The 20,017-nt window shown below is 70.5% G+C and carries 20 protein-coding genes; 11 read left to right on the plus strand and 9 right to left on the minus strand.

The annotated features are described in order from the left end of the window. Nucleotides 1–127: 127 nt before the first annotated feature. Both ABZ208_RS16270 and ABZ208_RS16275 read right to left on the minus strand, forming a co-directional pair. Nucleotides 128–628 carry a hemerythrin domain-containing protein gene (locus ABZ208_RS16270; RefSeq protein ID WP_356910131.1) on the minus strand — a complete coding sequence of 167 codons (501 nt, stop codon included), beginning with the start codon at nucleotides 626–628 and terminating at the stop codon, nucleotides 128–130. A gap of 263 nt (nucleotides 629–891) precedes the next feature. Continuing rightward, nucleotides 892–1,281 carry a VOC family protein gene (locus ABZ208_RS16275; RefSeq protein ID WP_356910132.1) on the minus strand — a complete coding sequence of 130 codons (390 nt, stop codon included), beginning with the start codon at nucleotides 1,279–1,281 and terminating at the stop codon, nucleotides 892–894. A 208-nt stretch (nucleotides 1,282–1,489) separates the two neighbouring features. Between ABZ208_RS16275 and ABZ208_RS16280 the strand changes: the two genes are divergently transcribed. Then, nucleotides 1,490–2,377, plus strand: a complete 888-nt coding sequence (locus ABZ208_RS16280; protein ID WP_356910133.1) for a LysR family transcriptional regulator — start codon at nucleotides 1,490–1,492, stop codon at nucleotides 2,375–2,377. A 371-nt stretch (nucleotides 2,378–2,748) separates the two neighbouring features. On the opposite strand, the gene hisN is transcribed toward ABZ208_RS16280, so the two are convergent. After that, complete coding sequence (hisN, locus tag ABZ208_RS16285; RefSeq protein WP_328396668.1) at nucleotides 2,749–3,558, minus strand: histidinol-phosphatase; 810 nt, start codon at nucleotides 3,556–3,558, stop codon at nucleotides 2,749–2,751. A 188-nt stretch (nucleotides 3,559–3,746) separates the two neighbouring features. On the opposite strand from hisN, the gene ABZ208_RS16290 reads away from it, so the two are divergent. After that, a complete protein-coding gene (locus tag ABZ208_RS16290) occupies nucleotides 3,747–4,382 on the plus strand; it encodes a TetR/AcrR family transcriptional regulator (RefSeq protein WP_356910134.1) in 636 nt (211 codons plus the stop codon). Here the strand turns inward: ABZ208_RS16290 and ABZ208_RS16295 are convergent. The 4 genes from ABZ208_RS16295 to ABZ208_RS16310 form a co-directional block, all read right to left on the minus strand. After that, on the minus strand, nucleotides 4,371–4,694 hold the full coding sequence (locus ABZ208_RS16295) for a multidrug efflux SMR transporter (RefSeq protein ID WP_356910136.1): 324 nt from the start codon (nucleotides 4,692–4,694) through the stop codon (nucleotides 4,371–4,373). The two genes, ABZ208_RS16290 and ABZ208_RS16295, sit on opposite strands and share 12 nt — an antisense overlap. 91 nt (nucleotides 4,695–4,785) lie before the next feature. Then, nucleotides 4,786–5,799, minus strand: coding sequence for a ribosome small subunit-dependent GTPase A (rsgA, locus tag ABZ208_RS16300; RefSeq protein WP_356910137.1), 1,014 nt, complete (start codon nucleotides 5,797–5,799; stop codon nucleotides 4,786–4,788). Between the two features lie 3 nt (nucleotides 5,800–5,802). After that, nucleotides 5,803–7,140 (minus strand): 3-phosphoshikimate 1-carboxyvinyltransferase, encoded by a 1,338-nt coding sequence (gene aroA, locus ABZ208_RS16305; protein ID WP_356910138.1) that lies wholly within the window; start codon nucleotides 7,138–7,140, stop codon nucleotides 5,803–5,805. A gap of 111 nt (nucleotides 7,141–7,251) precedes the next feature. Next, entirely contained in the window at nucleotides 7,252–8,016 is a 765-nt protein-coding gene (locus ABZ208_RS16310; RefSeq protein ID WP_356910139.1) for a M50 family metallopeptidase, read from the minus strand. 62 nt (nucleotides 8,017–8,078) lie between these two features. On the opposite strand from ABZ208_RS16310, the gene ABZ208_RS16315 reads away from it, so the two are divergent. The 9 genes from ABZ208_RS16315 to ABZ208_RS16355 all read left to right on the plus strand — a co-directional run bounded on the left by ABZ208_RS16315 (nucleotide 8,079) and on the right by ABZ208_RS16355 (nucleotide 16,539). Beyond that, complete coding sequence (locus ABZ208_RS16315; protein WP_356910140.1) at nucleotides 8,079–8,894, plus strand: SOS response-associated peptidase; 816 nt, start codon at nucleotides 8,079–8,081, stop codon at nucleotides 8,892–8,894. Between the two features lie 49 nt (nucleotides 8,895–8,943). Then, nucleotides 8,944–9,588, plus strand: a complete 645-nt coding sequence (locus ABZ208_RS16320; protein ID WP_356910141.1) for an alpha/beta family hydrolase — start codon at nucleotides 8,944–8,946, stop codon at nucleotides 9,586–9,588. A 257-nt stretch (nucleotides 9,589–9,845) separates the two neighbouring features. Then, entirely contained in the window at nucleotides 9,846–10,511 is a 666-nt protein-coding gene (locus ABZ208_RS16325; RefSeq protein ID WP_328396652.1) for a sigma-70 family RNA polymerase sigma factor, read from the plus strand. Next, nucleotides 10,508–10,804 carry a mycothiol system anti-sigma-R factor gene (rsrA, locus tag ABZ208_RS16330; RefSeq protein WP_356910142.1) on the plus strand — a complete coding sequence of 99 codons (297 nt, stop codon included), beginning with the start codon at nucleotides 10,508–10,510 and terminating at the stop codon, nucleotides 10,802–10,804. Before ABZ208_RS16325 ends, rsrA begins: the two co-directional genes overlap by 4 nt. Before the next feature lie 201 nt (nucleotides 10,805–11,005). Next, nucleotides 11,006–12,448, plus strand: coding sequence for an HD-GYP domain-containing protein (locus tag ABZ208_RS16335; RefSeq protein ID WP_356910143.1), 1,443 nt, complete (start codon nucleotides 11,006–11,008; stop codon nucleotides 12,446–12,448). A 112-nt stretch (nucleotides 12,449–12,560) separates the two neighbouring features. After that, nucleotides 12,561–13,799, plus strand: a complete 1,239-nt coding sequence (locus ABZ208_RS16340; protein ID WP_356910187.1) for an HD domain-containing protein — start codon at nucleotides 12,561–12,563, stop codon at nucleotides 13,797–13,799. 118 nt (nucleotides 13,800–13,917) lie between these two features. Beyond that, entirely contained in the window at nucleotides 13,918–14,898 is a 981-nt protein-coding gene (locus tag ABZ208_RS16345; protein WP_356910144.1) for a hypothetical protein, read from the plus strand. 82 nt (nucleotides 14,899–14,980) lie between these two features. Beyond that, a complete protein-coding gene (gene def, locus ABZ208_RS16350; protein WP_328396644.1) occupies nucleotides 14,981–15,622 on the plus strand; it encodes a peptide deformylase in 642 nt (213 codons plus the stop codon). Between the two features lie 179 nt (nucleotides 15,623–15,801). Beyond that, entirely contained in the window at nucleotides 15,802–16,539 is a 738-nt protein-coding gene (locus tag ABZ208_RS16355; RefSeq protein WP_356910145.1) for a D-Ala-D-Ala carboxypeptidase family metallohydrolase, read from the plus strand. 56 nt (nucleotides 16,540–16,595) lie between these two features. Here ABZ208_RS16355 and ABZ208_RS16360 read toward each other — a convergent pair whose 3' ends face one another. Together ABZ208_RS16360 and ABZ208_RS16365 are read right to left on the minus strand one after the other, a co-directional pair. Continuing rightward, nucleotides 16,596–17,612 carry a ribonucleotide-diphosphate reductase subunit beta gene (locus ABZ208_RS16360; RefSeq protein WP_356910146.1) on the minus strand — a complete coding sequence of 339 codons (1,017 nt, stop codon included), beginning with the start codon at nucleotides 17,610–17,612 and terminating at the stop codon, nucleotides 16,596–16,598. Continuing rightward, nucleotides 17,612–20,002, minus strand: a complete 2,391-nt coding sequence (locus tag ABZ208_RS16365; RefSeq protein WP_356910147.1) for a ribonucleoside-diphosphate reductase subunit alpha — start codon at nucleotides 20,000–20,002, stop codon at nucleotides 17,612–17,614. The genes ABZ208_RS16360 and ABZ208_RS16365 overlap by 1 nt, the downstream gene beginning before the upstream one ends. Nucleotides 20,003–20,017 lie beyond the last annotated feature (15 nt).

Raw genomic sequence — 20,017 nt, forward strand, 5'->3', positions numbered from 1 at the left:
GTCAATCGTGAACATCACATGCGGGCAAATGGTCCGGCCCACAGTGGGTTTCGCCAGTTGGTTGCCTGGTCGGGTGCCGCGTTTCGGACGCCTGACCCTGCCTCGGTTACAGGTACGGGCGGGTGATTCAGCTCGATCGCGTGACCGGCCGGGTCCTTGAGAACACCGTGTTGGGCCAGTCGGTGTCAGGTATTGCGTCGTCGAGCGCCTCACTGATCGTGCGCTCTTCGTACCTGAAGTGGGACTCCATGATCGCTGCCAATCCGTCAAGCTCACGCCCGATCGCCTCCAGGGCGAGGCCACGCGATTCGGCAGCCCTGTCAGCGAGTTCGCGCACCTGAGACAGGATCGAGGTGATCATTCCATGGTCCTCGACAAGATTCGCGACCGTTGGAGCGAGATCCGGGCGTTCCCGAAGCAACTGCGAGAACATCCCGTCGTCCTCGCCCTGATGGTGTGAAGTCAACGCGGCACAGAACGCCAGGCAATGGGTGAGCAGTACGTTGTCGCTCAAGCGGCGGTGTCCGAGACTTGACCTGATCTCGCCGATCTGGCGAAGCAGTTCTTGATGCGTTTGCGCGAGCTGCTGGCTCAAGGCGGCTGCACGGTCGCCGTTATGGGAAGCCACGAGGGGCGGCCCTTTCGGTTTCGCACCTCCATGCCTGACGCAGTCCGTCAGCGGCACGCGATGCTGCCGCTCATCTGATCACGCGACCGGTGCAACAGCAAGCACAACTGCCCGCCATACCCAGGAACCACCACTCCGTCCGGAGGTCCCGGTCCAGCTCAGCCCTTCCCTGAAGAAGAGCTGCATCCAGCTGCGGATCGGCATCCGAGACGAGAGCCACTGGGGGCCACCAGGGGGTGTCCGACGAGTCGCTGTGGGGATCCTCAGGCGTCCTGCGGATACCAGCGCAGTTCCACCGTGTTGCCGTCCGGGTCCTGCACATAGAGGGAGACCGCGGTGCCCTGGGCGCCGAAGCGCTCGCCGGGACCGTCCAGCACCGTGAAGACTCCGGAATCGATGACCTGCTGCCAGTCGAGCGGTTCAACCACCAGACAGATGTGGTCGACGTTGGAGCCCTCCGGCCGCTCGGCGGGCGCCTGGACGAGGTCAATGATGGTGGTGGGGTTCACTCGCACGGACGGGAAGGAGACCTTCCCGGCCCGCCACTGGTCCACCCGCACCGGCCGCAGACCCAAAGGGCCGGTATAGAAGGCGAGCGAGCGCTCGATGTCGGCGACGTTCAGGACCAGGTGGTCGAAGGCGATCACGCGCATGGGTGTCTCCGCGGGGTCGGGGCGCGCGGGGGCGCCGGTGGGAGTACGACGGGTCGGCGGTTCAGGACCTAGCCGGTCCGGGACGGTAGCTGGGCGGTGGCTGGTCGCCGGCTGCCGTGGCCTGTCCGTGATTTCAGCATCGCCGAGCAGGCACCCATCGGTCCAACGCATGTTTGTCATCTGATCCATCGTGTTTCACGATGGATCAATGGATCTCCAGCAGATGCGCTACGTCCTCGCGGTGGCGGAGACCGCGAGCTTCACCCGCGCCGCCGAGCGGTGCCATGTCGTCCAGTCCGCGCTCAGCCATCAAGTGGCCCGGCTGGAGAAGGAACTGGGCGCCCGGCTGTTCGAGCGGACCAGCCGCCGGGTGCGGCTTACCACCGCCGGAGAGGCGTTCCTGCCCGCCGCCCGCCAGGCCCTGGAAGCGGCCGAGCGGGCCCGGGCGGAGGTGGCGGCGGCCACCGGCGAGGTACGGGGCAAACTGACCGTCGGATCGATCCCCACCGTTGCAGCCGTCGATCTCCCGGCGGTGCTGCGGGACTACCGCCTGCGCTACCCCCAGGTACGGATCAGTCTGCGGGCGGGTTCCAGCGAGCGGCTCGTCGAGCAGGTGCGCGACGGCGGACTGGACGCGGCATTCCTCGGCGTCCAGCCCGGATTCCGGCCGCAGGGCGTCCGTGACAAGGAAATCGCCCACGGGCAGCACGTCGCGGTGGTCGCCCCGGACCACCCACTGGCCACGGAGCAAGAGGTTGACCTTCACCTCCTCGCCGAAGAGGTGTTCGTGGACTTCGCCGACGGCAGCGCCGCCCGCGCTCAGTCGGACCTGGCGTTCACTGCGGCCGGCCTGCGGCGCGAGGTCGCCTTCGAGGTGTCCGGCGTCGAGCTCATGGTCCGGATGGTCCGCCATGGACTGGGCATCGCCCTGCTGCCCGCGACGTTCACCACCGAACTGCATGGACTGCGGTGTGTGCCGATCACCAACGGCCCGATGCGGGTCGAGCGCCTCATCTGGAGCCGGTTCACCCCCTCACCCGCAGCTTCCGCCTTCCTCTCCCTGCTGGGGGTCTGCATGCCGGCCCCAACCGCATGACCGCTGACCGGAGCAACCGGCTCGGCAGGCCCGACGGGGCCGGCCGGCTTTGATCTGCATGGGCTGCGGGAGTTCGCCGCCGATGGAACGTTCACCCCTCCCGAGGGCGTCTTATCGGTCTTCGTCCAGGCCTGGGGAGGCCGCGGAGGCTTCGCCTGGTGCCTGGTGCCTGGTGCCTGGTGCCGGTCACGCCCGGGGACGCTTACGACGTCGACGTGAACCCGGGCGGCACCGGTGGATTCGGCGGGCGCGGCGGACGCGGGAGGCGGTGAACCGCGCGTTCCAGGACGGCCCGAAGACCGATGACGGCCCCATGGCGGCCCAGGGGGGCCTGGGCTAGGGGAAACGCGCAGGTCACGCCCCAAGCGGCGTCAGTACTTCTGGTTGAGGTAGCCGAGCAGCTCCTCGTGGAGCCGCCCGTTCGACGCCGCGGCGTTGCCGCTGTGCGGCCCCGGCCGGCCGTCGAGACCGGTGAAGGTACCGCCCGCCTCCTGGACGACGACGGCGGTGGCCGCCATGTCCCACAGCGACAGCTCAGGCTCCGCGCAGATGTCCACCGACCCCTCGGCGACCATCATGTACGGCCAGAAGTCGCCGTACCCGCGGGTGCGCCAGCAGGCGCGGGTCAGGTCGAGGAACCCGTCCAGCCGTCCCTGCGCCTCCCACCCGCTCAGCGAGGAGTACGCGAACGAGGCGTCCTGTATGCGCTCGACCTCCGATACCCGCAGCCGGGTCGCGGAGGAGAGGCTGCGGCCCGTGTACGCACCGGCGCCCTTGGCCGCCCACCAGCGCCGGCCGAGCGCCGGGGCCGACACCACGCCGACCACCGGCTGATACCCCGGTGCGCCGTCGGCGCCCGCCTCCATCAGGGAGATCAGCGTCGCCCAGACCGGCACACCGCGCACATAGTTCTTGGTGCCGTCGATCGGGTCGATGACCCAGCGGCGCGGGCCGGTGCCCTCGATGCCGTACTCCTCGCCGAGGATCGCGTCGCGCGGCCGTGCCCGCTGAAGATGCCCGCGGATCAGCTCCTCGGCCGCCTTGTCCGCCTCGCTCACCGGCGTCATGTCCGGCTTGGTCTCGACCTTGAGGTCAAGAGCCTTGAACCGTTCCATCGTGACGGCGTCGGCGGCGTCCGCGAGCACGTGGGCGAGACGCAGATCATCGTGGTAATCGGGCATGGTCGCCACTCTAGCGGTGCACACCGCTGCCTTCCCGGGCGCCGGTGGACCGCCTGTGCGACCCGCCCCGGGGCCCTTGGCAGTCACGCCTATTGACAGTGGAAGGACACGAGTCAACGCTGTGCCCAGAGTCCGGCCCGCCCTTCCAGAAGGAGCCGCGCCGGAGCCGCTCGGCCGGGGAGGCGACGATGCCTGCAGCCCGAGAGTTACTGCTGAACGCCGCGCTTGCGGCACTCGAGGACCTGCCCTGGTCCGCAGTGCGGATGGTCGATGTCGCCTCCGCCGCGGGCCTCTCGCGTCAGACCCTCTACAACGAGTTCGGCAGCAAGGACGGCCTCGCCCGGGCTCTTGTGCGACGGGAGGCCGACCGTTATCTGCACGGCGTGGAACGGGTGCTGGCGCAACCCACCGAACCCGCCGACCGTCTGGTGTCGGTCGCCCGGTGGACCGTCGGCGAAGCCCGGGACAGACCGCTGCTGCGTGCCCTGATCACCGGCTGCTGGGGGGAGCGGATGCCGCAGCCCAGGCCGGCGAGGCGCGGCGCCGTGCTCGCCGGGGTGCCTGCCCAGCGCCGGGCCGATGCGGGGCTGCCGGCCCCGCACGAACTGGTGGCCGCCGTACGGGACCGGTCGCTCGCCGCCCTCGGCGCCGGGCGCCAGGACGGGCGGCCGGAGCTGGCCCAGCGCTGCGAGCTGGTGGTGCGTCTCGCGCTGTCGTATGTCGTCGCACCGGTCGGCGACGGTGTCGGCCGGCCCGTACGCACGGCCCTGGCCGGTATCGACCAGCTCGTACGCGGAGCCGTGGGGGTGCCGTCAGTGCGATGAGCCCGAGAGCTGCAGGCCGATGACGCCGACGATCACCAAGGTGATCGACACGATCTTGAGGGTGGAGACCACGTCGTCGAGGAAGACCATTCCGTAGATCGCGGTGCCCGCCGCGCCGATGCCCGTCCACACCGCGTACGCGGGCCCCACGTCGAGCCGCTTGAGTGCGAGCGTGAGCAGTCCGAAGCTGCCGAGTGCGAACGCGCAGAACGCGATCGTCGGCCAGAGCCTGGTGAAGCCGTGCGACAGCTTCAGACAGACGGCGAAGCCCGTTTCCAGGAATCCGGCGACCACGACCAGCAGCCACGCCATCGTCTCTGCCTCCCGATTCGATCGGTGACTGCTTCGTCTGACTTGGTGCGATTATGCCCTTACCAGTAGGTGCGGTCCCCAAACGTGCGGCTCAGTCGCCCTCGCGTCGCTCCCGGGTGGCCAGCAGCCGCCGCAGCGAGAACAGCCGTGCCGGATCCGCGTGGCCCTCGGCCACCCACTCGTCCAGCGCGCAGTCCTTCTCGTCGTGCGAACAGGACCGCGGACACCCCTCCGTGCCGGGCACCAGATCAGGGAAGGCGTGGATGACCCGGGACGGGTCGACATGGTGCAGCCCGAAGGAGCGCACGCCCGGAGTGTCGATCACCCAGCCGCCCTGCTTGTCCGCGAGCGGCAGAGCGAGCGCCGATGTCGTGGTGTGGCGGCCCCGGCCGGTGACCGCGTTGACATGGCCGGTCGAGCGCCGCTTCTCCTGCGGCACCAGCGCGTTGACCAGAGTCGTCTTGCCGACGCCGGAGTGACCGACGAATGCGGTCGTCCGTCCCACCAGATACTCGCGGACGCGGTCTGCGGCCAGTCCGTCCACGAACTCCTCGCGTGTGGTGACCACATGGGGCACACCGAGCGCCCCGTACATCTCCAGCAGTTCGTCCGGCGCCGCCAGGTCCGACTTCGTCAGCACCAGCAGCGGCTCGAGCCCGCCGTCGTACGCCGCCACCAGGCAGCGGTCGATCAGACGCGGGCGCGGCTCGGGATCGGCGAGCGCGGTGACGATCGCCAGCTGGTCGGCATTGGCGACGACCACACGCTCGAACGGATCGTCGTCGTCGGCGGTACGCCGCAGCACCGAACGGCGCTCCCCGATCCGCACGATGCGGGCGAGGGTGTCCTTGGCACCGGTGAGATCGCCGACGATGTCGACCCGGTCGCCCACCACCGCGGCCTTGCGGCCCAGCTCGCGGGCCTTCATCGCCATCACGACACGATCCTCGACGAGGCAGGTCAGCCGGCCCCGGTCGACGGTGAGGACCATGCCCTCGGCCGCGTCCTCGTGCTTGGGGCGGATACTGGTGCGGGGCCGGTTGCCCTTGCGGTTGGGGCGGGACCGGATGTCGTCCTCGTCGGTGTGCTTGCCGTAACGGCGCATGTCTCAGGCCCCGAGCATTCCGGTCCACATCTGCGGGAAGTCCGGCAGCGTCTTTGCGGTGGTCGCCACGTTCTCGATCTGCACGCCGTCGACCGCCAGGCCGATGATCGAGCCTGCCGTCGCCATCCGGTGATCGTCGTAGGTGTGGAAGACGCCGCCGTGCAGCGGGCGCGGGCGGATGTGGAGACCGTCCTCGGTCTCGGTGACGTCGCCGCCGAGTTCGTTGATCTCCTTGGTGAGTGCCGCCAGGCGGTCCGTCTCGTGCAGCCGCAGATGCGCCACACCGCGCAGCGTGGACGGGGAGTCGGCGAGAGCCGCGACCGCCGCGATACCGGGAGTCAGCTCCCCGACCTCCGCGAGGTCGACATCGATGCCGTGGATACGGCCGCTGCCGGTGAAGACCAGAGCCGTGCCGTCCGGGGTCGTCCTCAACTCGCAGGAGCCACCCATTTCGGTGAAGATCCGGCGCAGCGCGTCACCGGGTTGGGTGGTGCGCTCGGGCCAGTCCGGGATGGTGACCCGCCCGCCGGTGACCAGCGCCGCCGCCAGGAACGGCTGCGCGTTGGACAGATCGGGCTCGACGGTGAGGTCCCGGCCGAGCAGCGCGCTCGGGGAGACCCGCCAGACGTTCGGCTCGCCGCCGGTCTCGGGCTCGTCGACCTGGGCACCGACCGTGCGCAGCATGTCGACGGTCATCCGGATGTGCGGCATGGACGGCAGCCTGCCGCCGACATGCCGTACCTCCACGCCCTGGTTGAAGCGCGGCGCGGACAGCAGCAGCGCGGAGACGAACTGCGAGGACGAGGAGGCGTCGATCTCGACCGGACCGCCGTCCAGCGCCCCGCCGCCGTGCACGGTCATGGGAAGTGCGCCGCGTCCGTCGTCGTCGATACGGGCGCCGAGCACCCGCAGGGCGTCGATCACGCCGTTGAGCGGGCGCTCGTGGGAACGGGGATCGCCGTCGAAGTGGACCGGACCGTCGGCGAGGGCGGCGACGGGAGGAAGGAAGCGCATGACCGTGCCGGCGTTGCCGACATCGACGGTCGCCGGGCCGTGCAGCCCGGTGGGGAAGATCCGCCAGGCCTCACCGGCGCCGCCGGTGGTGCTGGACGAGACGGTCTCCTCGATACCGACGCCCAGCGTGCGCAGCGCGGAGGCCATCAGCAGGGTGTCGCGGGAACGCAGCGGGCGGCGCAGCCAGCCGGGCTCGGCGGCCAGCGCGGCCAGCACCAGGGCCCGATTGGTGACCGACTTGGAACCGGGCACGGTGACCGTCGCTGCGACGGCCCCGGTCGCGAGCGGGGCGGGCCAGAGGGCGGGTTGCACGGAGCTTTCGGTCATGGGCCTCACTTTAGTGGCTCGGCGCCGGGCCCGATCTTGATCAAATGCGCTCGAACGGGGCGAATGTGCAGCGAAGGGGCGAGGAGCGGGGCCGCGGGATCCGGTCGAGGCTCACAGTCCGAGCAGCCAGCGGCCGCCGCCTGTCAGCGAAGTGATCGACACGGCGTGGAAGAGGAACAGCCACATCGCGGGCGGCACATTGGTCAGCCGGGCGAGCTGGTCGGCGTCCGAGTCCGGGGCGCCGCCGTGCCGCCGCTTGGACTGGAGCTCGAATGCCGGACGTAGACCGCCGAGCAGCAGGAACCAGACCGCCGCGTACGCGAAGGCGGACTGGACGACGGGCTCGGTCAGCCAGGACACGAGCACGAAGGCGGCGCCCGTGACGATCACCGTGAACATGCCGTAGACATTTCGGATCATGACCAGCATCGCCAGCAGCAGCGCGGTCGCCAGCCACAGCAGCAGCGTGATGTGGTGCGCGGCGAGCAGCCAGGCCCCGCCGAGGCCGAGCAGCGGCGGCGCCGTGTAGCCGGCGGCCGCCGTAAGGATCATCCCCAGCCCTGTCGGCTTGCCGCGGCTGACCGTCAGGCCGCTGGTGTCCGAGTGCAGCCGGATGCTCTGCAGACGGCGGCCGGTGACCAGCGCGATCAGGCCGTGACCGCCCTCGTGGGCGATGGTGATCGCGTTGCGCGAGACACGCCAGGCGGCCTGGGGTATGACGGCAGCCAGCGCCGCCACGCCCGTGGCGATGACGAGCCACTGGTCGGGGGCGGGCTGGCTGCCGAAGACGCGGTCCCACAGGTCGGTGAGCGAGGTCACGCCGAGGTGCACGCCGGAGGCCAGGTCGGAGATCGTGCCGGGATGAGTGGTGTCCATGTCTCGGGCGGGCTCCTCGGGATGGTGGTCGGGCGGCGTGCGCGAGTGGCAGTGTGGCACTTATGTGCGGACGGTATGCAGCGAGTCGTAGGCCCGAGGATCTCGTGGGGCTGTTCGAGGTCGAGAAGTGGGAGCCGCAGGAGACGCTGGCGCCCGACTGGAACGTGGCCCCCACCAAAGAGGTCCACGCGATTCTCGAGCGCCCTCTCAAGGACGCGGACGACCGGCGTCCGGTTCGACAGCTGCGAACGCTGAAGTGGGGGCTCGTACCGTCGTGGGCGAAGTCCCCCGAGGGCGGGGCGCGGATGATCAACGCGCGGGCGGAAACACTGCACGAAAAGCCGTCGTTCCGCAAGCCGTTCGTCTCCCGCCGCTGCATCCTGCCGGCGGACGGCTATTACGAGTGGGTGACGGGTGTCGAGGAGCGTGAACTCGAGGTCGAGGGCAAGAAGAAGCGGCCCCGCAAGCAGCCGTACTTCGTGACGCCGTCGGACGGGTCGGTGTTCGCGATGGCGGGCCTGTACGAGTTCTGGCGTGACCGCACGCTGCCGGAGGGGCATCCGCAGGCATGGTGGGTGACCTGCTCGGTGATCACGACCGAGGCGGAGTCGGGACCGCTGGGGGTGGCCCCCGCCGATGGCCCGAGTTCGCTGGCGGACATCCACCCCCGGATGCCGCTGATGCTCACGCCGGACCGCTGGGACGCGTGGCTGGACCCCGCCCGCACGGACCCGGAGGAGCTGCGGAGCATGCTCGAGCCGCCGGAGGGCGGGCTGATGCGGGCGTACCCGGTGACGACAGCGGTGAGCAACGTCCGCAACAACGGACCGGAGCTGCTCGAGGAACTGGCGGCCCCGGAGGTGCCCACGCTGTTCTGACGTGCCCCGGCGGTGTGGAGCCACGCGCCGCGTCGCCCGATGCGCGAGCATGGGGGGCGTGAGCCGGGCAGAGATCGTGGAGACCGAGGCCGGGGACGCGCGTGTCACCTGGTGGGCGGCGAGGAACGCGCGGGGCGTGTTGGCCCTCGGACACGGCGCAGGGGGCGGGACCGAGGCGCGCGACCTGCGTGCCCTCGCCGGCGTTCTGCCCTCCCACGGCGTCACCGTCGCGCTCGTGGAGCAGCCCTGGCGGGTCGCAGGGAAGAAGGTCGCCCCCGCGCCCAGGACACTGGACACCGGATGGCGCGGCGTATGGCCCGCCCTCGCCGGGGCGGGGCTGCCCATCGCCTCCGGCGGGCGCAGTGCCGGGGCGCGCGTCGCGTGCCGGACCGCCGCCGAACTCGGTGCCGTGGGCGTGCTCGCGCTGAGCTTCCCGCTGCATCCGCCCGGCCGCCCCGAGCGGTCGCGCGCCCAGGAACTCCTCGGTGCGGGCGTGCCCGCCCTCGTCGTGCAGGGCGGCAACGACCCCTTCGGCCGCCCCGACGAGTTCCCGGACGGCGCCTACGAGCTCGTGGAGGTCCCGCACGCGGATCACGGGTTCGCCGTGCCGAAACGGGCCGGGGTCGGCGAGGCGGAGACCCTGAAGGTGATCACGGACGCCGTGACCGCCTTCACCCGGCGCCTGTGGGAATGATGTGCGTGCGGACGCTGTTGTGGCGGATGTCGGAACGTCAGCAATGAAGCATGGAGTAGGGAGTCCGCCACATGGGTACGACCTTCTGCCCGACAGCCGAGCGCGCCACCGGGCTCGAGTGGACGGTGCTTTCCGCGGGCAAGGCCGAACCGGCTCGGACGGCGGGCAGCGCTGATCGGCAGGCCCCCTCGCAGCATGGTCGACTATTCTCCGATTCGAGCGGGTCCGCACTCGGTCTCGCCACAGCGTTGGAGGAGGTGGGTCCGGTCACTGGGACCGACGCAGGGGCCGACGACGGCCAGGCGGAGCTGTCCGAGGAGACGGCCGCCGAGCGCAATGCCCGTTTCGAGCGGGATGCCCTCGGCTTCCTCGACCAGATGTACTCGGCCGCTCTGCGCATGACACGTAATCCCGCCGACGCCGAGGATCTCGTGCAGGAGACGTACGCCAAGGCGTACGGATCGTTCCACCAGTTCCGCGAGGGCACGAACCTCAAGGCGTGGCTGTACCGGATTCTCACGAACACCTTCATCAACTCCTACCGCAAGAAGCAGCGTGAGCCCCAGCGCAGTGCGGCGGAGGAGATCGAGGACTGGCAGCTCGCCCGCGCCGAGTCGCACATGTCGACCGGGCTGCGATCCGCCGAGTCGCAGGCCCTCGACCATCTGCCGGACTCGGACGTGAAGGCGGCGCTGCAGGCGATCCCCGAGGAGTTCCGGATCGCGGTCTATCTGGCGGACGTAGAGGGCTTTGCGTACAAGGAGATCGCGGACATCATGGGGACACCCATCGGTACGGTGATGTCCCGCCTGCACCGGGGCCGCCGCCAGTTGCGCGGCATGCTCGAGGACTACGCCCGCGAGCGCGGGCTCGTCCCGGCCGGTGCGGGGGAGTCGAACGACGCGAAAGGCTCGGGCTCATGAGCTGCGGAGAGCCGCATGAGACGGACTGCTCAGAGGTCCTGGACCATCTCTACGAGTTCCTCGACCGCGAGATGCCCGACAGTGACTGCACGAAGTTCGAGGTGCACTTCGAGGAGTGCTCCCCGTGCCTGGAGAAGTACGGTCTCGAGCAGGCCGTGAAGAAGCTGGTCAAGCGCTGCTGCGGCCATGACGACGTGCCGAGCGATCTGCGGGCCAAGGTCATGGGGCGTATCGATCTGATCCGTTCGGGCGAGGCCGTTCCCGACCAGGACGTGGCGACGGCCCAGGACTAGGACGGCCCAGGAGCAGGAGCGTCTCCGAGGAGCGCCTCCTCTTTACGCACCTGAACGCCTTGCGTGCACACAGGGTGCGCCGCGTACGTCGCGGCGCACCCTGTGCGCATGTCACTCGTACGTGCGAATGGGCGGTGAAGCGCCCCCCATCCCCCCTCAACTCGCTAGCGTTGGCGCTCCATTTGAGGAGGGTGCGGGGCAGTGACGGCCTTACCCACGGCAGCTCGCGCGTACATTCTGGGCGCCGTCCTGTGCGCCGCGGCATGCGCCGCCCCGGTCCTGCGGACGTCCGGGGCGGCGGTGCCATGGAGCGCCGTGCTGCTGCTCGCCGGGCTGTACGCCATCTGCGAGCTCCCGGCGCGCTGCCGCATTCTCGGCGACATGGTGCCGGTGAGCGCCGGACTGTTCTTCCCCGTACTGCTCGCCGCCGCCTTTCTGCTGCCTCCCGCCGCGGCCGCGCTCGTACCCGTACCCGGAGCACTGCTGGCGCGGGTCGACCGGCCCCCGGCCACGGCGCGGCGGATCTGGCGGACGGCCGAGCAGGCGCTCGCGACCTGGGCGGCCGGACAGGCCTATGCGCTGCTCGGTGGCGAGCCGACGCTGCGCGCGCCGGACTTTCCCCGGGTGCTCCTGCCGGCAGCCGCCGCAGCGCTCGCGTTCTGGCTGGTGCTGACTGTGCTCGACGGCGGGATCCGGGCCGCGGCGACCGGGGTACTCCCCCTGGCGTCGGCGGGGTCGGCCCCACCCACGCCCAAGGGGCTGTGGGGGAGGGCGCCGCTCGGCAGCGCCCGGCGCGCCCAGCTGCCCGCGTCACCGGTGCCCCATCTCGTGCACGGGCTCGTCGGGCTGATGATGGCCGTGCTGTGGAGCAGTCCGTACGGGCCGCTGTCCGCGCTGTTCGTGCTGCTGCCGATGTACATCTCCTGCTGGATCTTCGCCCAGTACCACCGTGAGCGCGCGGCCCACCAGGCGACGATCCGGGCCCTGGTGCAGGCCGTCGACATCAAGGACCGGTACACCCGTGGGCACAGCGAGCGCGTGGGACGGGCCTCGGCGCTGATCGCGCGTGAACTGAGCATGGAGGAAGACCGGCTGGAGGTGCTCAGGTTCGCCGGGATCCTGCACGACGTGGGCAAGCTCGGGGTGCCGACACGGGTGCTGCGCAAGGACGGGCCGCTCACTCCCGAAGAGCGGCGGGTGATCGAGCTGCACCCCGAGTACGGGCACGAGATGGTGCGCGGCATCGGATTCCTCGGCGAGGCACGGGCGGCGATCCTGCACCACCACGAGCGGATGGACGGCAGCGGCTACCCGTACGGGCTCGTGGGCACCCAGATCCCCGAGTTCGCGCGCGTGGTCGCGGTGGCCGACGCGTTCGACGCGATGACCTCGACCCGGTCCTACAGCAGGGCGAGGCCCGTGCCGGTGGCGCTGGCCGAACTGGAGCGGTGCGCCGGAACCCAGTTCGATCCGCGGATGGTGCGGGCACTGGTGCGGGCGCTCGACCGGCACGGCTGGGAGACATCGGTCACCGCGGACGAGTCGGCAGGGCTCGTGCCGCCGCGCCCAGCGGAGACCGGCCGGCAGGACCCGGCGGCACCGCCCGGGAACGTCCCGCCGCCCCGGCAGGTGCGGGCCGGGTGAAGGCGGCGGCCGGGTGGGCGCGGTGAAGCGGGGGCATCAGCGGCACCGGAGGCGCCGGGAGAGACGGAGACCCGGGGGCCTTGTCGTCGTGGTGTACGCGGGCGCCCTCTCGCTGACCGGAGCATCGCTCGGGTGGGCGGTGTGGGCGGGCATCGAGCAGCGCGGCATCGCGCTGGCCTTCGGGTCGTTCATCGCCGTGGGGGAGCTGACGCGGTGGGGTGCCGTGCCCGGGGTGGGCGTGCCTCCCGTGCTCGGAGAGTTATGGGGGAGGGAACCCGCACCGCTCGGGTTCGCGGGCGCCCTGGCGTACGCCCTGCTCGGCGAGTGTGCGGGACGCCCCACCACGCACGGGGCACTGCAGGCCGTCGCCGTCGTGGTCGCCGGCGGGCTCGCGGGTGCCGTGCCCCATGTCGCCCGCGGCCGAGGGCCCGCGCTCGATCATGTGGTGCGCCGGGTGCTGACCGTCGGATTCGCCGCCGTTTGCTTCCAACCACTCTACATCTCCGGGGAGTTGGACCGCCGCCTCGGCCAGGGGGCGTACTACGCCCTGTTCCTGCTGCTCGTGCTCCTGCTCACCGCGCTGTGCGACGCCGTACTCGCCTCCGCCCTGCTGCGGGCGCGCACCGGGTACCCCTTCGGGCCGCTGCTGCGCGACGAGCTGCGCGCCCTGCTCGGTATCGGCTCGGCCGTCTGCGCCACCGGCGCCGTCATGGCCCTCGCGGTGGCCGTCGCCGGGCTGTGGGCGCTGCCCGTGTTCTGTGTGCCGTTGCTGCTGACGCAGCTGTCGTTCCGCAGATACGCGGCGGTCCGGACCACGTATCGCCAGACCATCACCTCTCTCGCCCGCGCGACCGAGATCGCCGGATACACCAGGCCCGGCCACGCCCGTCGCGTCGCCGCGCTCAGCACCGCCGTCGGACGCGAGATGGGCCTGTCCGGTCCTGAGCTGACCGTGCTGGAGTACGCGGCCCTGATGCACGACATCGGGCAGCTCTCGCTGGTCGACCCGGTCGCGGACGGGGCGACCGCTGCCCTCCCGGCCGCCGAGCAGCGGCGGATCGCACTGCTGGGCGGGGCCGTGGTCCGCCAGACCGGTGCTCCCGCAGCGGTCGCCGTGGTCGTGGAGCAGCAGGCCGACCCGTACCGGGAGCAGCCGTTGCCGGCGCGGATTGTCCGGGCCGTCAACGCATACGACGATCTGACCGGGGGCAGCGGAGGAAGTGCGGGCGGGGTGCTCACCGCCCTCGAGCGGCTGCGGCTCGGGACCGGGCACGACTATCAGCCGGAGGTCGTTGAATCCCTTGCCAGAGTCCTTGCCCGAGGCGGTCTGGCCCCGCTCCCACCTGGGTAACCCATGGGTAATGAGCGAGCCTGTGACCGGGCATGGTTGGATGCGAAAGAAGACACACAAGCAGGCGCACAGGCATGCGTCCGGGGGCAGTGACCCGAGCGACCGGCAGGCGGGAATCGTGAGGATCTTCGGGAAGGTACGGCATCGGCCCTCCGCCTCGTGGCGGCAGGCCACCGACCGCGCGTTCACGCTGATCGGCGACGGCCGGTACGAGGACGCTGGTGCCCTGCTGACACGGGCCGCGGACCTCGAGCCGTGGCTGTCGGAGTCCTGGTTCAATCTCGCCCTGCTGCACAAGTTCCGGCACGACTGGGAGCAGGCCCGGGCCGCCGGGCTGCGAGCCGTCGCCCTGCTCGACAAGGAGACCGGCGCCCCGGACTGGTGGAACGTGGGCATCGCCGCCACCGCCCTGCAGGACTGGCCGCTCGCCCGCCGTGCCTGGCAGGCGTACGGGCTCAAGGTCCCCGGATCCGCCGCTCCGAACGGCGAGCCCGTCGGCATGGACCTGGGCAGCGCCGCCGTCCGCCTCTCGCCCGAGGGCGAGGCGGAGGTGGTGTGGGGCCGCAGGCTCGACCCGGCCCGGATAGAGGTGCTGTCCATCCCGCTGCCGTCCTCCGGTCGGCGCTGGGGCGAGGTGGTGCTCCACGACGGTGTGCCGAACGGCGAGCGGATCACCAGCGCGGGGCCCTCGTACCCCGTCTTCGACGAGATCGAGCTGTGGGCGCCGTCGCCCGTGCCCACGTGGGTGGTCCTGCTGGAGGCCGGGACGGAGGCCGACCGGGACGCCCTGGAGCGTCTGGCCGCCGACGCCGGCTTCGCTGCCGAGGACTGGTCCTCGTCGGTGCGGCTGCTGTGCCGGGCCTGCTCCGAGAGCCGGATGCCGAGCGCCGAGGGCGAGGGGGAGCACCTCGACCCGCACGACCACAGTGAGCCCGGCCATCCCGGGCCGCTGGGCCACCGCACGGCCGGCGATCTGTGGTCGCCGGAGCGCGAGTGCGGGATCGCGGCGCCGGCGGGGCTCGTGCGGGGGCTGCTGGACGGCTGGGTGGCGGACAGCCCCGATTCCAGGGAGTGGCGGGATCTCGAGGAAGTCTGCTGACCACTGCCCGTAGGCTGTACGGACACAGGACTGACCGGTCAACGGGTCGGGCAACGGGTAGTGAGAAGGGCGTACGGCTGACATGGCGTCGCAGCAGTCGCAGCAGGAGACGGACCAGCAGATCAACGATGGTTTCGTCGTGGACACGGAGAACTGCGAGGAGCGCGAGCAGGCGTACCGCGAGCGCGGCACCGCGCGACCGATCACGGTCGTCGGCAACCCCGTCCTCCACAAGGAGTGCAAGGACGTCACCGAGTTCGACGACAAGCTCGCCGCGCTGATCGACGACATGTTCGCCAGCCAGCGCGCGGCGGAGGGCGTGGGCCTGGCCGCGAACCAGATCGGCGTGGACCTGAAGGTCTTCGTCTACGACTGCCCGGACGACGAGGGTGTCCGTCACACGGGCGTGGTGTGCAACCCGGTGCTGGAGGAGCTGGCGCCCCAGGAGCGCGTGCTCGACGACTCGAACGAGGGCTGTCTGTCCGTGCCGACGGCGTACGCGTCGCTGGCCCGTCCCGACTACGCGGTGGTGCGCGGTCAGGACGCCGAGGGCAACCCGATCAAGGTGCGCGGCACCGGGTACTTCGCCCGGTGTCTGCAGCACGAGACGGACCATCTGTACGGGTACCTGTACATCGACCGGCTCTCCAAGCGCGACCGCAAGGACGCGCTTCGGCAGATGGCCGAGGGCACCCCGCGCTACCCGGTCGTCGCCAACGACTGACCTCACCGTCACGCACCAGGGCCCCGCTCGCCACGAGCGGGGCCCTGGTGCGTGCTCGGCCCCGGGGTGTCGGCAGAGCGTCATTGGGCGGACAAATGACGTTGGGACAGAGGCTGTTGACGCGCGTCAACCGGCCCGCCACTCTCTGGCGTACACCGCTTTCACGGTATGGAGGCTCGATGTTCCGACGTACCGCACGACTCCTGCTGTCAGTTGTCATGCTCATGGCTGCAACATCGGCCGGGATCATGGCGACCGCCGGCACCGCCCAGGCCGACGGCTGCTACACCTGGTCGCGCACCCTCTCCCAGGGCGCATCCGGCGCCGACGTCACCCAGCTCCAGATCCGCGTCGCGGGCCACCCCGGCTCCGGCGCCGTCCTCGCCGTCGACGGAGACTACGGTCCGGCGACCACCGCCGCCGTCAGACGCTTCCAGTCCGCCTACGGCCTCGCCGCCGACGGTGTTGCCGGCCCCGCCACCTTCGACAGGATCTACGCACTCCAGGACAACGACTGCACGCCGATCCACTTCAGCTACGCCGAACTCAACGACTGCAACACCACTTGGGCGGGCGGTGCGGTGAGTGCGGCGACGGCCAAGTCCAATGCCCTGCGCACGATGTGGAAACTGGAAGCCCTGCGGCACGCACTGGGCGACCAGCCCATCACGGTGACCAGCGGCTTCCGCTCGCACGCCTGCAACGACGCGGTCGGCGGCGCGACGAGCAGCCGGCATCTGTACGGTGACGCGGCCGACCTCGGAGCCGGCCCGCACTCGCTGTGCAAGCTGGCCCAGCAGGCCCGCAACCACGGCTTCAACGGCATCCTGGGCCCCGGCTACCCGGGCCACAACGACCACACGCATGTCGACCACCGGGCGAGCCGTTTCTGGTCGGCGTCCAGCTGCGGCATCTGAGCCTGCGCCGGGGGCCACGGCATCGGCCGTGGCCCCCGGCATGCTCGTCCGTTCGATCAGAAGTCCTCGTCCAGATCCACTGAGCCCTCGACGGCGACCTGGTACGCCGACGGGCGGCGCTCGAAGAAGTTCGTCAGCTCCTGGACACCCTGCAGCTCCATGAAGGAGAACGGGTTCTGCGAGCCGTACACCGAGGCGAAGCCCAGCCGGGTGAGCCGCTGGTCGGCGACGCACTGGAGGTACTCACGCATCGATTCGGTGTTCATGCCCGGCAGGCCGTCACCGCACAGATCGCGGCCGAACTGGAGCTCCGCCTCGACGGCCTCCTTCAGCATGTCCTTGACCTGCTGCTCCAGTTCGTCGTCGAACAGCTCCGGCTCTTCCTTGCGGACGGTGTCCACGACTTCGAAGGCGAAGTTCATGTGCATCGTTTCATCCCGGAACACCCAGTTCGTCCCGGTTGCCAGACCGTGCAGCAGGCCCCGCGAGCGGAACCAGTACACGTACGCGAACGCGCCGTAGAAGAAGAGGCCCTCGATGCAGGCCGCGAAGCAGATCAGGTTCAGCAGGAAGCGGCGGCGGTCGGCCTTCGACTCCAGGCGGTCGATGCTCTCGACCGAGTCCATCCACTTGAAGCAGAACTCGGCCTTCTCCCGGATGGACGGGATGTTCTCGACCGCCGCGAAGGCCGCCGTGCGGTCGTCCGGGTCGGGGAGGTAGGTGTCGAGCAGCGTCAGATAGAACTGGACGTGCACGGCCTCCTCGAACAGCTGGCGCGACAGATACAGCCGCGCCTCCGGGGAGTTGATGTGCTTGTAGAGGGTGAGCACCAGGTTGTTCGCCACGATCGAGTCGCCCGTCGCGAAGAACGCGACCAGGCGGCCGATCATGTGCTGCTCGCCGGGGGAGAGCTTGGCGAGGTCGGCGACGTCGGAGTGGAGGTCGACCTCCTCCACGGTCCAGGTGTTCTTGATCGCGTCCCGGTACCGCTCGTAGAAGTCCGGGTAGCGCATCGGGCGGAGGGTGAGTTCGAAGCCCGGGTCGAGCAGGTTCTTCTCGGTCGGGGTGGTCATTACTGGCAGGCCTCGCAGGACTCAGGGTTCTCAAGGGAGCAGGCGATCGCATCGGCGTCGGGGGCCGCCTGCTGGACGGGGATGGTGGCAGGGACCGTGCCGGACGCGGCGCGCGCGATCCGGGTCGCGGGGCGTGAGCGCAGGTAGTACGTCGTCTTCAGGCCCTGCTTCCAGGCGTACGCGTACATCGAGCTGAGCTTGCCGATGGTGGGCGTCTCCAGGAACAGGTTCAGCGACTGGCTCTGGTCCAGGAACGGTGTCCGTGCCGCTGCCATGTCGATCAGGCCACGCTGCGGGATCTCCCATGCCGTGCGGTACAGGGCCCGTACCTCGGCCGGTACCCAGGTGAAGTCCTGCACCGAACCGTTGGAGTCGCGCAGGGCCTCGCGGGTCTGGGCGTCCCAGACGCCGAGCTGCTTGAGCTCCTCCACGAGGTAGGAGTTGACCTGCAGGAACTCGCCGCTGAGCGTCTCTCGCTTGAAGAGGTTGGAGACCTGCGGCTCGATGCACTCGTAGACGCCCGCGATCGAGGCGATCGTCGCGGTCGGGGCGATGGCGAGCAGGAGCGAGTTGCGCATGCCGACCGTGGCGATACGCTCCCGCAGCGCGTCCCACCGCTCAGGCCAGTTGAGCTCGACGCCGTAGTGGTCGGGGTGCAGTACGCCGCGTGCCGTACGGGTCTCGGACCACGCCGGCAGCGGGCCGTTGCGCTCGGCGAGGTCGCAGGAGGCCTCGTACGCCGCCAGCATGATCCGCTCGGCGATCTTCGTGGAGAGCGCCTTGGCCGCGGGCGAGTCGAACGGCAGCCGGAGCTTGAAGAAGACGTCCTGCAGGCCCATCGCGCCCAGGCCCACCGGCCGCCACTTGGCGTTGGAACGCCCGGCCTGCTCGGTCGGGTAGAAGTTGATGTCGACGACCCGGTCCAGGAAGGTCACGGCGGTGTGGACGGTCTCGTCGAGGCGCTGCCAGTCGAGGTCGCCGGACGGGAGGACGAACGAACCGAGGTTGACCGAGCCGAGGTTGCAGACAGCCGTCTCGCCGTCGTCCGTGACCTCGAGGATCTCGGTGCACAGGTTCGAGGAGTGGACGACCCGGCCCGGCTCGGCGGTCTGGTTGGCGGTGCGGTTGGACGCGTCCTTGAAGGTCATCCAGCCGTTGCCGGTCTGGGCGAGGGTGCGCATCATCCGGCCGTACAGGTCGCGTGCCGCGATGGTCTTGCGGGCCAGGCCCGCTGCCTCGGCCTTGCGGTAGGCGGTGTCGAACTCCTCGCCCCACAGGTCGACCAGCCCGGGTACGTCGGCGGGCGAGAACAGCGACCAGTCGGCGTCCGCCTCGACACGGCGCATGAACTCGTCGGGGACCCAGTGTGCGAGGTTCAGGTTGTGGGTACGCCGCGCGTCCTCACCGGTGTTGTCACGCAGCTCGAGGAACTCCTCGATGTCCGCGTGCCAGGTCTCGAGGTAGATGGCGGCAGCGCCCTTGCGCCGGCCGCCCTGGTTCACCGCGGCGACCGAGGCGTCGAGGGTCTTCAGGAACGGCACGATGCCGTTGGAGTGCCCGTTGGTGCCGCGGATGAGGGAACCGCGGGCGCGGATACGGGAGTACGAGAGCCCGATGCCGCCGGCGTGCTTGGAGAGGCGGGCGACCTGGTGGTACCGGTCGTAGATCGAGTCGAGCTCGTCGAGCGGCGAGTCCAGCAGATAGCAGGACGACATCTGCGGGTGACGGGTGCCGGAGTTGAAGAGCGTGGGGGAGGAGGGGAGGTAGTCGAGCCGGCTCATCAGGCCGTAGAGTGCGGCGACTTCGTCCAGGGCGCGGGCCCCCCTCTCGCCGTCGGACGCGGTGTCCTCGGCGAGCCCGGCGGCCACGCGCAGCATGAAGTGCTGCGGGGTCTCGATCACCTGACGGGTGATCGGGTGGCGCAGCAGATAGCGGCTGTAGAGGGTGCGCAGCCCGAAGTAGCCGAACCGGTCGTCGGCGCCCTGGTCGATCAGGGCGTCGAGGCGGGCCGTGTGCCGCGTCACGAACTCGGCCGTACGGTCGGCGATCAGGCCTTCGCGGTGCCCCACGGCGACCGATGCGGAGAAGCACACCGCGCCCTGCCCGGCGGCTTCTTCGGCGATCGTGCGGGTCAGCAGCCGGGCGGCGAGCCGGGAGTAGGCGGGGTCCTCGGAGATCAGTCCGGCGGCGGCGTCGGTGGCGAGGGAGCGCAGTTCGGCCTCGTCGGACCCGGCGTGCCGGCCGCGCAGCGCGGCGGCGGCGACCCTGCCGGGGTCGGTGTCGGGCAGGTCGGCCGTGAGCTCGGTCAGGAGCCGCAGGAGCGCGGTCCCGGGGCCGTCGGCCGTCTGCTCGACGGTGCCTGAGGCCGGATCGGCCGGCGCGATCGTCACGTGGTGCTCCCTCGC

It is taken from the genome of Streptomyces sp. NPDC006208 (genome assembly GCF_040613775.1).
Taxonomy (GTDB): Bacteria; Actinomycetota; Actinomycetes; order Streptomycetales; family Streptomycetaceae; genus Streptomyces.